The 865-nt window shown below is 36.8% G+C and carries 1 protein-coding gene; it reads left to right on the top strand.

Going from position 1 to position 865, the window contains the following annotated elements:
* Positions 1–865, top strand: an 865-nt coding sequence (gene aroF / locus DW911_RS10885; protein ID WP_118607817.1) for a 3-deoxy-7-phosphoheptulonate synthase, incomplete at both ends; no start/stop codon positions are given.

The following is an 865-nucleotide window of genomic DNA, read 5'->3' as shown; positions in this document are numbered from 1 at the left end:
TTGGTGATACAACAAAAGTAGATCCAGAACAAATCGAAGTAGATCCAGCAGTAGAAAAAGTAATGCATGTATCAGAACCATATAAATTAGCTAACAGAGCATTCCATCCAGATGATTCAATCATTGATGTAAGAGGAGTAAAAATCGGTGGTGGAAACCTAGCCGTGATTGCAGGACCATGTTCAGTAGAATCAAAAGAACAAGTGATTGAAATTGCTAAGGCAGCCAAAGCAGCAGGAGCTAATCTATTAAGAGGGGGAGCATTCAAACCAAGAACATCACCATATGCATTCCAAGGAATGGGATCAGAAGGGTTAGATATTTTAGTAGCAGCCAGAGAAGCAACAGGATTACCAATCGTATCAGAATTAATGGATGCAGAACATTTAGATGAATTTATTGAAAAAGTAGACTTGATCCAAATAGGAGCAAGAAATATGCAAAACTTCGATCTATTAAAGAAGGTAGGGAAAGCAACAAAGAAACCAATCTTATTAAAAAGAGGATTAAGTGCAACATATCAAGAATGGATCATGTCAGCAGAATATATCATGGCTAGTGGGAACCCAAATGTCATCTTATGTGAAAGAGGAGTCAGAACATTTGAATCATATACAAGAAATACATTAGATTTACAAGCAATCCCAGTAATTAAAGAATTAACACACTTGCCAATCATTATTGATCCAAGCCATGCAGGAGGAAAATGGTGGTTAGTCAATCCAATGGCAAAGGCAGCAGTCGTAGCAGGATGTGATGGATTAATGATCGAAGTGCATAATAATCCAGAGAAAGCATTATGTGATGGACCACAATCATTAAAACCAGCGAAATTTGCTCAATTAATGGAAGAATTAAAACCAAT

Source organism: Erysipelatoclostridium sp. AM42-17 (genome assembly GCF_003480255.1).
Lineage (GTDB): Bacteria > Bacillota_I > Bacilli_A > Erysipelotrichales > Coprobacillaceae > Faecalibacillus.
Note: the sequence above shows the minus strand (reverse complement) of the source record. Positions and strands in the feature narration are given on the sequence as shown.